The following is a 13,917-nucleotide window of genomic DNA, read 5'->3' on the forward strand; positions in this document are numbered from 1 at the left end:
GAAGCGAGACGAAACCGCGCAAGGACTCTGAGGCCCGATGGAAGCCAGTGAAGCAAGACGTTTTGTCGTTCTCGACTTCTACCGCTTCGTCGCTGCGCTCGGGGTCTTCATCTTTCACCTGAAGCTGATCGACACGGGCATTTCGCCGGCCTGGAACGGATCCTACGGCCTGTTCGTGGACATGTTCTTCATCCTGTCCGGCTTCGTGATCTCCTATTCCTACCCGTCCGACGCACGTGGCGTGGCGGCCTATTCCCGGTTCATGATCCGTCGCATCGCGCGGATCTATCCGCTACATCTGTTGAGCTTGCTCATCTTCGTGGTGCTCATCGGCGTCGGCCTGGAGCGCACGGCCCGCTCGACCTCGCTGGACTTCCTGTACAATCTTCTGCTGCTCCAGGCCTGGGGCGTCACCGACCATCTCAGCTTCAACTCGCCGTCCTGGTCGATCAGCGCGGAGTTCTTCTGCTATCTGATCTTTCCGCTGCTGATGCTGCTTGCACGCAAGGTGCAACCGTTCGTGCTCGGCGCGATCGTCGCCGCGCTCTATCTGGTCCTTGCTCACGGCCATTTGCCGATCTGGCAGGAACGGTCGCAGATGTATGGCGCCAATTTCGACTACGGGATGCTCCGCGCGCTGCCGAGCTTTTTGAACGGTATCCTGCTCGCCATTCTATTCCGGATGTCGCATCCCTACCGGCACAAGCGGATGATCTTCGCCGGCATCGGCATGTTCGGCCTCTCCGTGCTCGTCCTCAACGTCTTCGCCAAGCCGGACCTCGCCATCCTGCTGTTCTCATGCGCCATCCTGCTCACGGCGGTCGGCGAGAGCGCCTTCAAGGAGTTTCCGGGCGCCCGCCTGCTCGGACGGCTCGGCAACACCTCATATGCGATCTACATGCTGCACGATGCCATTCTCATTGCCGTGTTCAAGCCGCTGTGGATTTGGCTCGGACTGCGTCCTGATCAGTTCGGCCTGTTCGCTCTGGCGTGCTGCGCGGTCCTGACCATCGCCGCGGACCGCACCTACGCCTATTTCGAAAATCCGGCGCGGCGCTTCATCAACCGCTGGGCCGACATTGGTGCCACGTCCTCGCGCAAGCCGGCCGCAGCCGACACCTCCGTGCGCTTTGACAACACCGAGCGGGCGGTCAACTGACGCCTGCCGGCGACGTGAGGGCGTTCAGGCGACCTTGCCGCCGGCCTGCTGCACCGTCCGCATCGCACTGTCGCCCAGCAACGGTGCGATGTTGGCGCGGGACAGCTCCATGACATCCGGCAGCATCTGTCGTACCTTCTCACCGGCGGCTTCGTGTGCGCCAAGGAACTGCAGCACAAACTTCTCAAAGCTGTCGTCGACCAGGAACTGGGCCGGCGACAGCAACAACGATTCGCTGACGCCAAAGTGCGCGAACAGGCCCTGGAACTTGTCCTGATAGGTAATCGCCGCGACAGGCGTTCCCTGCCCCAGCGCCGCAATCGCGAGATGCATGCGGCCGGTGATCACACCGTCGACCAGACCGACAACGGCCTTGATCTCGCCCGCCGACAGCGCCTGATCGACATGATGCACGTGATCGACGAGCGTGGGCTTCAGGCGGTCGGCCAGCGGCCGAAGGCAATTGTCGTCGGCGATCTCTGGGCGGTAGTCATGAGCGAGCAACAACCAGCTTGCATTGTGCTCGCGAGACAGCCGCTCCATGGCGCCCGCGGCGAGCTCTATCATTTGCCGCAGCTTGGCCGGCTCCGGCTTCCTGAACAACATCGGATGAATGTTGAAGACGAAGACCTTGCGACCCTGCTCGCGTTGTCGCGCGATCGTGGCCGCGATCTGCTTCACTGCGGCCGTATCCGCCCGCGGGGTCAGCATGAACGCCGCGTCGGCGACCAAATGGGCACGTTTCCGCGCGAAATCGTCGAAACGCTGAAGAGATATTGCATCACGCAGATTCAGCACCACGCCCGGGTCCAGCAGCCGGAACACCTCGCGCAGCGCTTTCGCCGGGCGGGAGTTGAAACTGAAGCCGAGCACGCTGACCTTGGCGCCGAACGCAGCCATCAGATCGGCCACGAGCAGCATGCGCGCGGCATCCACCGGCGAATAGTAGCCATCGAGCACGTCGGCCCCCAGGACCAGCCCGAAATCCGGCCTGGTGAGCGACAGCTCCTGCGCGACCGTCTCGTATGAGAACGGCTGTCTCCAGAGTTCGAGCGGCTTGAAGCCCATCGCGCGCACGTCCGCGCTGGCCGTTGGCGTCGCGGTGACAATGTAGACCTCAAGGTTCGGATAGGTCTTCTTCACCTCCCCAGTGGCCGCTTCGATCATCGCCTCATCGCCGCGCGATTGACGAACGCTCCAGGGATCGGAGGGGAGCACGACGAGCCGGCGCGGAGTGTTGCGCGGCGCGGCGTTGACGCCGACGTCCCTCCTGGCGATCTGCCATCTGCGCAGCTCGAGCAGGTCGAGCGCCAACGGCGTATTCTTCGCGCTGTTGAGCCAGCCTCGGAGCTGCCTGCGTACGGGCACCGGGATCAGTTGCTTCACGACATCCTCCTCGTCTTCATCAAGCGGTCGCACCGCGCTTCACGACGAAATCAATCAGGGAAAGGAGCTGCTTCCGCCAGAACAGCAGAATGCCCGTCAGATAAGTCGCGCCAAAACAGGACGACAGCAGTCCAATCCGCAAATAGGGATTCATGCCCGGCGTCGCCTCCCGGCACAGCACGACTGCGCCGTAGGCCAGAGCGATGGCGCAAAGACATCCCGCAATAGGGCGCAGAAACTGGCTCCAGCTCAAGCCGAGCAGCCGGAGCGCCAGCGCAAACGTGACGGGGGTCACCACGAGCTGCGAGAACGCGAAGATCGTGGCCAGTTGACCAATGTCGCGCGAGGGAAGCAGGAACATCGCCGGCACGACCGTACAGAATTTGAGGATGTTGAGCAGAAAGACGTAGTTCGGTTTGCCCAGAGCACCAAAATAGGCGCTGTTGACGAACTGCACCGTCTGGACCGCGCCAATCAGCATCAGCGGCCGCATCACCGCCTCGCTGCCACCCCACTTCGCGCCGAACAGCAGCAGCGAGAACTCCGGCGCGATTGCCGCGAGGAGCACGAAGACCGGAGATCCGATCAGTGCGCCGAGACTGACGCTGCGCAAATATGCACCTGCGATGCGGTCCCGCTCGTGCGCGATTTTGGACAAGGCGCTCAGCGCCACGTCCATGACCGCCTGCGTGAGCAACTGCATCAGGATGATGTAGACCCTCGCCCCGACCGTATAGATGCCAAGCGCGGCGACGCCATAGAGCGACAGGATGATCATGTCGATCGTCCGAACGATGGCGAAGTCCAGCAGCCTGTTCAGCATGACGTGGATGCTGTAGCCGGAGAGCTCGCGAAAGCTCTTCAGATCGTAGCCGCGCATCGGCAACCATCGCGGCTGGCTCCAGAGCCACAAGCCGCTGATCGCGCTCTGAACGACCACCTGGATCACCAGGCTGAGGGCGCCGAACCCTGCATAGGCACAGGCGATCCCCACGACGCCGGAGACGGCTGTCGCCACCATGGTCCTGACCGCGAGCACCCGAAAATCCATCTGGCGCTTGTAGAGCGCCTCCTGGAACAGCGTCGCGGTGCCGATCGGAAGCGAGAGACTGGCGGCCGTCAGCAGCGGCGCCAGCCCCTTCACGTCGAACCAATGCTCGATATGTGTCGCGAGCAATGCGATCAGAACGGCCAGGAGCGCTGAGGCTGCAAACGAGCAGAAGAACGGCAGCGTCACATCGGCGGGCTCGAGCGTCCGCCGCTGGATCAACGCATCACCGAAGCCGAATTCCGCGATGGAGCTCAAAAGCAGCAGGATAAAGGCGACCAGCGCCGCAAGACCGAAATCGGCGGGATCGAGCAGCCGTGCCAGCACCAGGAACAGCACGAACGACAATGCGCGGCCGCCCCAATTCTGCGCGAGCGACCAGAACAGCGCCACCACGACCTGATGTTGCCTGCCTCGAGTGACGTTCATCAACAATTCGACCCAATTCCGATCCAGACGACGCGGCAATGATGAGGACACGCCACCGCTTGTCGCCGCTCACAACGGCGACTGATTGCTCGCTACAATACGACGGAGTGATGGCAATCAGATGAGCGCCATCACGATTCCGATTTAGAGTGGAAGTGAGTTCAAATCGTGGACTACACTCCCATCGCTCTCTGCGATGTGATGCAAAATGGATGCCTTGATGAATTCGCCGGCCCCGCGTTCTTTTCCCAATTCCAGGCGCTTGCGTGTGGCGATCTACGCCCCGCATTTTGCGGAATATTCCTACCGGCTCGCTTCGGGATTGGCTCACCATTGCGACGTCAGGCTCGTGCTCAACCGCAAGGACGCCAACCAGCAATGGGAACTTGCCGACATCGCCGTGGCGGCTCCCTTCGAGACCCGGATTCGCGATCTGAGCCTGCGCCGCGGCGGCGTGATCGGTATCCCGGCTTCTTTTCTCGACATAATTTCGTTTCGTCCGGACGTCGTTCATTGTCACGAAGTTCCGGAGATCTATACGTCCAAGCTGATCCAGTTCCTTCGTCCACTCGGCATTCCCCTGGTGCTGACCGTTCACGATGCTATCCCGCATTCGGAAGGCGGCTCCGGCACCTCGCCACGTGAAGACGGTTGGCGCGGGCACATGCGTGCCGCCGCGTCGATCGTCACGACGCATGGCGAGAGCTGTATTGCCGATTTTCGTCGCGCCTCGCCCGACTTCAAGGGCGGAACGGTCTCCAGCATGCACGGCGTGCTCATGGTTCCACCGGCCCGACATGCGGTCACCGCGCCCGAAGCCGCACGCATCCTGTTTTTTGGACGAATGTGGGCCTACAAGGGCCTCGACGTCTTCATCGACGCGATCGACATGTTGGCCCGGCGCGGTGTGGCGCATGAGGCGATCGTCGCCGGGCGCGGTCCCGAGATGACACGGCTCGGCGCGCGGATGGAAGCGATGCCGACGGTCAAGACCATCAACGCTTACATTTCGCCTGCGGACACCGGACAGCTGTTTCAATCCGCCACCGTGGTCGCCTTGCCGTACAAGGATGCAACACAGAGCGGCGTGCTTGCCTCCGCTTACGGCAATTCTCGTCCCGTCGTTGCCAGCGCCACCGGGGGCATTCCCGATGTCGTCACCGACGGAGTCAACGGGCTGCTGGTTCCTCCCGGGGATGCCACTGCATTGGCCGATGCACTCGAACGCGTGCTGACCTCCAAGCCACTCGCCGCGACATTGACCGATGGCGCACGGCAGACCGCGGCCGGCATTTTGAACTGGGACCACATCGCCGAACAGCTGCTGGGGTCCTATCACAAGCTCGTCGGCCGTACCGTGAGCTGACCGCGACGGGCACGCGGCCGCTCAAACCGATTGCCCGACCTTCAGCGGTCGAAAGAACGTGCCGCGGATCGCGCCGTCCAGCAGGCGCCTGAGCCTGACCTCGATCAACTCATAACTGATCGCGCTTGCGACCAATGACATCACCAGCCCGAGCACGATGAAGGCGGCCCACAGCAGCCAGCGGTCGACGCCGGCGGCGACCAGCTTCAGGCCGATCACCTGCAACGGAAAGAGCACAAAGGGATGCACGAGATAGAGGCTGTAGCTGATTTTGCCGACATATTGCAGGGCCGGGGCACTCAGAGCCCTGCCAAGGCCGGATTCCGGGGCAAGCACCATGCCGAACAGCAGGAATCCGGGAAGGAGCCCCACGAACGGGTGAAACAGCACGAGGCTCGCATACAGCGCGGCTCCGCAGGCGAGGCCCGCGAGTAGGCCGACCCGTCCGGGGATGGAGATGCGAAACCCGGTGGCGCTGAACAGCATGCCGATGCAGAAGAACGCCGTGATCGGCCAGTGCATCAGGCAGGCCAGACCCAGCAGGATCAGGGGCGCCGCCAGCAGCTTGCCCCCGCCGCGCCACATCGAGAATGTCAACGCAAACCAGATGTAGAACGCCCACTCATAGGTCAGTGTCCAGGCATTCTGCTGGGCAATGGGCACGCCAAGCGCGTCCTGCACGAAGAACAGATTGGCCGCGAAAATCCCGAGATAGCTCGTCAGATCGATCCCACGGAAGAACTTGTAGCCGACGATCGGACCTATCGCGAACAGCGCAAGATGCAGCACGACGAACACCGGCATGATGCGCAGGACGCGGTCGAAGAAGAACCGCGGCAGCGAGCCGTGCCGCACCAGGCTCGCCGGAATCAGGAAGCCGCTGATCATGAAGAACAGCTCGACGCCATGCCCGCCGACATTGATCACCGATTGCAGCCAGAGCCAGAGCGGCGGCAGGAAGCCGGGATCCGGGATGTCGTACATGCCTCCCTTTGGCATGTCGTAGAAATGATCCATCAGCACGCTCAGCGCCGCAATTCCCCGAAGCCCCTGGACCGAGGGAACGAACGATCCGTCGTAGGCGGCGCCCGGCTGGTGCAGCGCGCCACTCACTCTGCAGCACCCTGAGTACTGAGGGCGGGCTCGAGAACGACCTTCTTTCTCCGTGCCGAACGGAACCTTTGTCCGAAGGCGATGCTGGGCTTCTCGACGAATGTAAACGTCATCCAGCTGACGAGGATCGACAACGCCAGGATCAGGGCCATGAAGATCGACCATCCGAGCGGCCCGTCGCCGAACCAGACGAGGCGGTGGATGAAGACGAGCACGAACGGCGACATCAGGTAGACCGAATAGCTGATCACGCCGACGAACGCCATCGGGCGCCACGCCATTCTCTCACCGAACACGGCAAAGCCGATGAAGACGATCGCCGCGCAGACATAGGCCGATGCGATCGAATAGCTGTAGAAGAAGTTCTCGTGGTAAACGCCTCCGAACCGCCGGTCGGCCAGGGTGATGGCGAAGATCGCATACAAGAGCGTGCAGACCGCCACGTGAGACCATCGCAGCTTTCCGCCGATGACGGTGTCGCGGATGATCTTGCCCAGGAACATCGCCGACAGGTTCAGCCCGACCTCCATCACCGAGGAAACCGCCCTGTTCTCCACCAGGAGCGCGGCGGTGGTGCCGACCAGCGCGGCCGCAACGACGATCATCACCGCCGTGAAGCGCCGATTCAGCAGCCCCATCGCAAACAGAATGGTGCATCCGACATAGAACAACAGCTCGATCGCCAGCGTCCAATAGAACACCCAGAGATTCGGGACGTTCACGAAGGTCTGCAACATCGTCACGTTCGCGGCGATCTGTCCGAGCGGATAGATCTTCGAATCCAGCAGCTGCATCGTCACGAGCCCGACCACGAGCGAGGTCCAGTAGGCCGGGTAGAGCCGGAAGAAGCGGCTGATCGAAAAATCCCGCACGGGCGTGGCGCTGTCCGGGAAGCTGAACGGAATGACGAAGCCGCTGACGAAGAAGAACAGCACCACGCCGAACCGGCCAAAGTTCATGTAGTAGCCGAACAAATCGTGGATGGGCCAGTAATAGGCGCCCGTCGGGTGCTTCTCGACGATCACCTCGAACACATGCTGGACCAGGACCGACAACACGGCAATGCCGCGCAGCGTGTCGATGAATGCGAGCCGTTTATGCATTATTCGTTCTCACCTGCTTCCGCTCGCCGCCGGCATGTCCGGGCGGAAGCCTTCCAATGACGGCATCGGCGGCCGCATGACAATCGGCACGGCGTCGCCCGCCCGTGCAGAGGCCGCGCGGCGCGAAAACACGTCGCTGAAGCTCAATGCGATGATCAGGAGGCCGGACGCCGGGCCGTAGTTCAACACCGTGATCGTGAACAGGTTGACGACGAAGATCAGCGTCAGCTTGTACACGTCGGTCGCGCCGAATGTCGCCCTGAATACCATCACCATGAACGCCACGAACGGCAGACCGAACATCAGGTAGGTCCCGATGTAGAAATTGTCGACGGGCACCCAGAAGTGCGCGAGCGGCGAGAACAGCTTCTGCGGATAGTTGAAGCAGCCCGCGCCGCAGCCCGTCACCAGACCGATCGGCATGAGCTGATTCATGTAGACGAACGGCAACTGCCAGCTGTTGTTGATGCGATCGACGATGCTGAACAGGGTCGAGTGCGGGACGGCGGCGGTGCCGGAAGCGATCACGATCATGAAGAACGGAACGAAGATCGCGGCAAAGGACCATTGCGCAATGCCCCTGATTGCGGGAAAGCGCGACTTCTCCGGCAGCATACGCACGAACACGAGCAGGAGCAGATAGAGCACGAGGACGATCATCGTCGTCTTGCTCGTGGTCAGCTTGATGACATAGACCGCGAGCGAGCCGAACAGAAGGCACCACGTCGTGCTCTTGCGAATCGAGGTGATCGCAAACGACACGAGAATGAAGAAGGCGGCCATGGTGTTGTCGGCCGCAAAACCCATGAGGCGCTGGTCGTCGCCGCCATAGGCCCACCACAGCCGGCCCGCCTCTCGAACTGCGCCGAAGGACTCGTATTTATACCCGACCCAGGGCATGAGGTAGAACTTCGTCAGCAGCACCCCGATGACCGAGAGGTAGAAGGTCACGGCGATGACCGACAGCAGCTTTTTGTACGAGCCGAGACTCGAATCACAGAAGCAGAAGCCGACGAACACCGGCAGCATCATCTTGAAGGACGAGATCGCCGCGTTTGCCGTTCCCATCATGAAATAGCCAAGCACGAGCGACAGCATGATCTGGACCAACACCAACAGGGCCAGGGTGCTGCGATTGCGCAGGATGCAATGCACGATGAACTGGATCAGGCACGCAAGCGCGACCGCATCGGGCAGATACCAGAGCGCATCCATGTGATAGATGCTGGTATAATAGCGGATCACGCCGCCAAAGGCGTCGCGGACCAGATAGACCCCGAGCGCGATCGCCTCGATGCTGAGGCTGATCAGGATCAGACGCGGCCGTTGCATTGCGAGGATGCTCATGCCCGACTCAGTTCGTCAGCCGCGCCGACGGCGCGGGGGATGGCGCGAAATCCCGACGGCTTCCCAGCACATTTCGCATGAACTTGCCGCCGGGAATTTCGATGTAGAGATAAGTGAAGTGCGAGACCGCTAGCACGGCGGCCAGCGAAACGACGAGATTCAGCGTCGCCGGCAGGCCTGCCCAGACCGAATCCAGGGCGGCGATCCGCCCCGCCCCCACTGCCCGCACGAAATATTCAGCGAGCAGCACCACGAGCGCGTGCACCATGTAGATGGAGTAGGAACGTTTCCCGAGCCAGACCAGCGGCCCCGCCACCAGCATCCGCGGCACCAGCAGCGCATCTGGAAAGGCCAGCAAGCTGCCGAGGAAGATCGCGAACGTCACCGGCGCGAGGAAGGTTGCCGCGGGATTGGTCTCCGCCAGGGACACCAGAACGATGCTGGCGATCATGGCGGCGAACTGCAGTACGCCCTGCGCGGCAGGGCCCGGCTTGGCCGGCAGGCGATCGACGATCCTGACCGTCAGCACGCCGAGAAAGAAGCTCACGAAGCAGCGCAGGATGCCGAAGTCGGTCTGAAGCCCGAGGCTCCTCTTGTCGAGCACGAAAATGATGACGACCAGACTTCCCACCGCGAGCAGCCCGCAGAGAACGTAGAACCACAACAGGGAACGCATGCGCTGGGCCAGCAGCACGATCAGGCCAAATACCAGATATGTGTAGAACTCGACGCTGATGCTCCAGCTCGGCGCATTCCAGCTGAGATAGTCGATGAATCCCATCGAATGCAGCAGCAGGACGTTGAGACCGAAGGAATAGACATTGTTCACTTCGAACGCCGCCGGCGCGGCCACCACGACACCGGCCATGACCAGACCGATCCGCAGGAGGCGAAACAGAAGATTTGCCATCAGCATGACGATGTGCAGCGGATAGACCCGCGCCAGGCGCCGCACCATGAACTCGCGCAGCGAGAAGCGCCCGAAGTCGCTCTCGACGTAGCTGAGCGACATGACGATCCCGCTGAGAACGAAGAACAAGTCGACCAGCAGCCAGGAGCTTCTGAAGAACGAGCAATTGATCCACGCATTGCGCGGGAACGCCGCGAGGAAAGTCGGCATCAGCAGGAGATGGTGAATCACCACCGACGTCGCGGCGATCCCCCGAATGCTATCGAGCGGCAGGACATGCGCCTTCTCACGATGGACCATCTCCGTCACATCAACATTCCGTAGCTATTGCACCGCAGCAGTGTGTATCAGGTCTTGCGCGTGTTCAATCTCTGCGATCGCGGACTCGCATTCGACGCATGAGGGTCGACGATAATTTCAACGCTCGCAGATCATTCGGACATGCGAGCGCCAAGATCACGCCACTTTTTGCCTGAGATCGACATGCGTCGGCGCGCAAATCAATTCGGTCGTGATGATTGCGAGTATTTGCGTGGAAAGTGTGCGCGAAATTCGGCGCTGTTGCGATCAAGCCGACCGCGAAGACGTCGATCTCTTCGCATGCAGGATGCCTGCACATATCGCACTGATAATTTTTCGCAAGCGGGGAACAATGAGTCGCGTGACGACTTGTGTCGGTTTTGCGACGCATGCTCGCGACACTTCGACGTTCAACGCCTCTTATGTTTTCAGTTTGCAACATTCCTAGGCGCCAGCGTGCCGATCTCGCAGGCATTGCATATCTTCATTTTGCAACCGACCGGGAAACAGACAATGCACGCGTTGTCTCGCCGAGTACTCGCACGCAGCTTTTGCATCGCACAAAAATTGACACAGTTGCATGCCAGGTTTCGCGTGTTCTCCTATTGCAACAGGGAGCAAGGGACACGGATGGGTTGCGGACTAACACGTCGTCTTGCGAGATCGCGATGGCTACCGATCATCTTGGCAGGTTCTGTCTTGATGGTGTCGAGCATCGATGCTTGCCGCGCCCAGTGCGTCGAATTTACGGATCGTGCCTCGCAGCTCCAACTCGACACGTTCGTAAAATCGCCGTCCTCGCTTCTGGAGCAGCTGCGCAATGACAAGGAGAAGCTGAGATATCGGCTCGCCACATTTATCGCCACGAACCCGTCGGTGTTGCCGTCCGTGCAGACCCTCATCTCGGCGTCGACTTCAACCGACCGTTCAGCCATTGGCGCCGCGTTGAGGATCGCCGAAGGGCGGTGCACGTCGACGAAGCCAGACGCTGCGCGCAAGATCAGGGATTTCACGCAGCGGATCGGCGATCTCAACGTGCAAGCAGGTTATTCTGCCGCCGGAGAGGACGCCTCCGGCGCCCAGGCCCAATCGCAAGACAAGGGCCGTGCGCAACCGCCCCGAGGCGGGGCGCTGCTCGACGGCGAGTGGAAGACCAAGCTGGCCAACCCGTTCAAACCCGTCCCCCTTCCGAATTGATCAGCGATCGTCAAAAGGCAGCGAATTAACAGATGTATCAGCCTAGAGAACATTTCCCGTCGGGCCACAGATTCGGCATCGAATTCGGCGGAGCGGTCCTGAGCTTCGAACGCGTAGCCGATGTCCTGCGCCGGCAATGGCCGATCATCGCGGTGTGCACCGGCGCTTCGCTGGCGCTGGTGATCGTCTATCTGATCATGGCGCAACCCATGTACACGGCGAATGCCCGCATCATGATGGATACCCGTCAGGCGCAGGTGCTGGACAAGGACAGCAACGCCAACAGCGCCCTCATCGATACCGGATACGTCGATAGCCAGGTCGAGGTCATCAACTCGGACGACCTGATTCTCTCGGTCGTCCGCCGCCTGAAGCTGACGGACGATCCGGAGTTCAATGGCTCCAATCCGGGTTTGCTCTCCATCGTCCTCGGCAAGTTCATGGCGTTGTTCAGCTCCGGAGAACCGGCGTCGCAGGAACGACTCGAGCACGCCGTGGTCGAGCAGGTTCAGAAGAACCTGAGGACGGAACGCGTCCTGACGACCTATGTCTTGTCGCTGAACTATCGCTCGCGAAGCCCTGACAAGGCCGCCAAGATCGTCAACGCCATCGCCAGCGCCTACCTTGTCGGCGCCCTGGAAGCCAAATATCAGTCCACCAAGCGGGCGACCGAATGGCTTCAGCAGCGCAGCATCGAGCTGAGCGAGCAGGCAACGGCCAGCGACCGCGCCGTGCAGACCTTCAAGGCCGAAAACAACATCGTCGGAACCAGCCGCGGCCTGATGTCCGAACAGCAATTGTCGGACCTCAACACCCAGCTGGTTCAAGCGCGGGCGTCGACGGCCGAAGCCAAGGCCCGGCTCGACCGGATCACCGCAATTTCGGACCAGGACGTCGCACAATCGACGGTGACCGATGCTCTCAACAACTCGGTCATCACCCGCCTGCGCGCGCAATATCTGGACCTCCAGGCCCAGTATGCCGACTGGTCGAGGCGCTATGGCAAGCAACATCTTGCTGCGGTCAATCTGGCCAACAAGATGGAGGAGCTGCGCAAGAACATCGCCGACGAGTTGCATCGGATCGGCGACGCCTATCGCAGCGACTATGAGATCGCAAAGAGCCGAGAAGCCTCGCTCGAGAAGAACGTAAAGGAACTCGTCGCCCAGGCCGGCGATACCGGCCAGGCTGCAGTCAAGCTGCGCGATCTCGAAAGCGCCGCCGACACCTACCGCAACCTCTACAACAACTTCCTCGAGAAGCTGCAGAGCGCGACGCAAAATCAGAGCTTTCCGCTCAGCGAGGCGCGCCTCATCAGCACCGCCACCAAGCCGGATCGCAAGAGCTCGCCGCGCACGGTCCTGGCGCTGGTGGGAGGCCTGGTGGGCGGCCTGTGCCTCGGCTTCGGCGCCGCCTTCGCCCGCGAGCTGCTCAGCGACGTGTTGCGGACTCCCGGCGAGGTCGAGGACGAGCTCGGCGTGAAGTGCCTCGGGGTCCTGCCGGACATTCGTCCGCCGACGAAGACCGGCGCGTTGCTTTCGACGTCCGCGAAGACAGGTCCACCCGATCTGTCCCGCTACGTCGTCGATCATCCATTCTCGCGGTTTGCCGAGACGTTGCGCAACATCAAGGTATCGATCGACGTTGCGCGCCTGACCCGCGAGATCAAGGTGATTGGCATCGTGTCGTCCCTTCCCAAGGAAGGAAAGACGACGGTGGCGGCCAACTTCGCCCAGTTGATCGCCCTCACCGGACATCGCACGGTGCTGATCGACGGCGATCTGCACACGCGTTCGCTCACGCGAGAGCTCGCGCCGAACGCCAAGAGCGGACTGGTAGAGGCGCTCAGCGATCCAGCCAGCCTCGGCTACCATGTGCAGCGAAGCAAGGAGACAGGGCTGGATTTCCTGCCGTCCGTCGTGGCCTCCCGCATGGTCAATTCGGCAGACGTCATTGGATCGAAGGCGATGGCCGATCTGCTCAAGGTGCTGAAGGAGCACTACGAGTATATCGTGATCGATCTTGCCCCGGTGATGCCGGTGGCGGATTCAAAGGCCGTCAGCTTCCTGATCGATGCCATGGTCTATGTAATCGAGTGGGGGCAGACGACACGAAGCGCCCTTCAGGAGTCGGTTTCCGGGTCGGAAGTCCTGCAGAAGAAATTGCTCGGCGCCGTGCTCAACCGCGCCAATCCGAAGATGCTCAAGCGCATCGAGGCGTACAAGGGCAAGCACCACAACAGCTATTACGTCGAGCATGCCTAAAAGGCAGAGGCGCGGCGCCGCGCCCAGCCGAATTGTAAAGACGTCGGGCCCGCTGCCATTTGGCAGCGGGCCTTTTTTCGCGTCTTGCGCAACTGTCGCCTGAAGAGGAACGAGCGCGCCTTCGCACCACGAGACGGAAGATTGCGCCGAGCCCACCTCCGACTGCTGAGGCCTCCGTATTCGTCCGGAATCCACAACTTGCAGTTATTGCTCTAGCCAAAAGCAAGGATTGACGAAGGCGACGATGGCGAGGACAGTGCGCCAATTGGCAATCATTCATCGGTAATGCGAGACA

The 13,917-nt window shown here is 61.3% G+C and carries 10 protein-coding genes; 4 read left to right on the top strand and 6 right to left on the bottom strand.

Annotated elements, in window-relative coordinates:
- Positions 1-37: 37 nt before the first annotated feature.
- Positions 38-1,159, top strand: coding sequence for an acyltransferase (locus tag GGD61_RS21875; RefSeq protein WP_018323203.1), 1,122 nt, complete (start codon positions 38-40; stop codon positions 1,157-1,159).
- Positions 1,160-1,183: 24 nt separating this feature from the next.
- On the opposite strand, the gene GGD61_RS21880 is transcribed toward GGD61_RS21875, so the two are convergent.
- Complete coding sequence (locus GGD61_RS21880) at positions 1,184-2,545, bottom strand: polysaccharide pyruvyl transferase family protein (RefSeq protein ID WP_312012689.1); 1,362 nt, start codon at positions 2,543-2,545, stop codon at positions 1,184-1,186.
- Between the two features lie 19 nt (positions 2,546-2,564).
- The gene (locus GGD61_RS21885) at positions 2,565-4,022 is read right to left on the bottom strand and encodes a lipopolysaccharide biosynthesis protein (RefSeq protein ID WP_183231102.1); all 1,458 of its coding nucleotides are present in this window, start codon (positions 4,020-4,022) and stop codon (positions 2,565-2,567) included.
- Positions 4,023-4,290: 268 nt separating this feature from the next.
- Between GGD61_RS21885 and GGD61_RS21890 the strand changes: the two genes are divergently transcribed.
- Positions 4,291-5,388 (top strand): glycosyltransferase, encoded by a 1,098-nt coding sequence (locus tag GGD61_RS21890; RefSeq protein ID WP_312009961.1) that lies wholly within the window; start codon positions 4,291-4,293, stop codon positions 5,386-5,388.
- A 21-nt stretch (positions 5,389-5,409) separates the two neighbouring features.
- Here GGD61_RS21890 and GGD61_RS21895 read toward each other — a convergent pair whose 3' ends face one another.
- Genes GGD61_RS21895 through GGD61_RS21910 form a run of 4 tightly spaced genes read right to left on the bottom strand, consistent with a single transcriptional unit; the run spans position 5,410 to position 10,161 of the window.
- Positions 5,410-6,501: an acyltransferase gene (locus GGD61_RS21895; protein WP_183231104.1), complete on the bottom strand. Its 1,092-nt coding sequence runs from the start codon at positions 6,499-6,501 to the stop codon at positions 5,410-5,412.
- Complete coding sequence (locus tag GGD61_RS21900) at positions 6,498-7,604, bottom strand: acyltransferase (protein ID WP_183231105.1); 1,107 nt, start codon at positions 7,602-7,604, stop codon at positions 6,498-6,500. Before GGD61_RS21900 ends, GGD61_RS21895 begins: the two co-directional genes overlap by 4 nt.
- 9 nt (positions 7,605-7,613) lie before the next feature.
- Positions 7,614-8,951, bottom strand: a complete 1,338-nt coding sequence (locus GGD61_RS21905) for a hypothetical protein (protein ID WP_020508829.1) — start codon at positions 8,949-8,951, stop codon at positions 7,614-7,616.
- A gap of 7 nt (positions 8,952-8,958) precedes the next feature.
- Positions 8,959-10,161: an acyltransferase gene (locus tag GGD61_RS21910; RefSeq protein WP_183231167.1), complete on the bottom strand. Its 1,203-nt coding sequence runs from the start codon at positions 10,159-10,161 to the stop codon at positions 8,959-8,961.
- 702 nt (positions 10,162-10,863) lie between these two features.
- Between GGD61_RS21910 and GGD61_RS21915 the strand changes: the two genes are divergently transcribed.
- Both GGD61_RS21915 and GGD61_RS21920 read left to right on the top strand, forming a co-directional pair.
- Positions 10,864-11,358 carry a hypothetical protein gene (locus tag GGD61_RS21915; RefSeq protein ID WP_018323195.1) on the top strand — a complete coding sequence of 165 codons (495 nt, stop codon included), beginning with the start codon at positions 10,864-10,866 and terminating at the stop codon, positions 11,356-11,358.
- A gap of 32 nt (positions 11,359-11,390) precedes the next feature.
- Positions 11,391-13,622, top strand: a complete 2,232-nt coding sequence (locus GGD61_RS21920) for a Wzz/FepE/Etk N-terminal domain-containing protein (RefSeq protein WP_092261617.1) — start codon at positions 11,391-11,393, stop codon at positions 13,620-13,622.
- Positions 13,623-13,917 lie beyond the last annotated feature (295 nt).

Origin of the sequence: Bradyrhizobium sp. SBR1B, from assembly GCF_014198205.1 — a bacterium.
In the GTDB taxonomy this organism is placed as follows: Bacteria; Pseudomonadota; Alphaproteobacteria; order Rhizobiales; family Xanthobacteraceae; genus Bradyrhizobium.